Origin of the sequence: Bradyrhizobium uaiense (genome assembly GCF_010811875.1) — a bacterium.
Taxonomy (GTDB): domain Bacteria; phylum Pseudomonadota; class Alphaproteobacteria; order Rhizobiales; family Xanthobacteraceae; genus Bradyrhizobium; species Bradyrhizobium uaiense.
This window is the reverse complement of the sequence record NZ_VKHP01000662.1, coordinates 1-278: the sequence shown is the minus strand read 5'-3', so window position 1 is coordinate 278 and position 278 is coordinate 1. Positions and strand designations below refer to the sequence as shown.

At 57.2% G+C, this 278-nt stretch carries 1 protein-coding gene; it reads right to left on the bottom strand.

Features of this window, described 5'->3' with window-relative positions; all coding sequences use genetic code 11:
• Positions 1 to 45: 45 nt before the first annotated feature.
• Entirely contained in the window at positions 46 to 153 is a 108-nt protein-coding gene (locus tag FNJ47_RS53495) for a porin (protein WP_347341832.1), read from the bottom strand.
• Positions 154 to 278 lie beyond the last annotated feature (125 nt).

The following is a 278-nucleotide window of genomic DNA, read 5'->3' as shown; positions in this document are numbered from 1 at the left end:
CCCGAAATACCGCCAGGGGCGGTCGTCGGCAGCGTATGATGTGTATCATAGGCAGATGTTCATACAGGTGCGAGTGCCTGGAATGTAAAAGTAGCCTGGGCCGTACACATCGCATACGTTGACGTAGCCGACGCCGGTCTTCGCGACAGGCACATCGGCGGCTATGTTCGCACAGACTTAACTACGGGCGACACAACTCGTGGGTCGGACATCGGCTCGTTTCGGAACGGAATTCTGCCAGGTGCGAGCGATCGCGGGACTTACAAAGACGCCGAAAA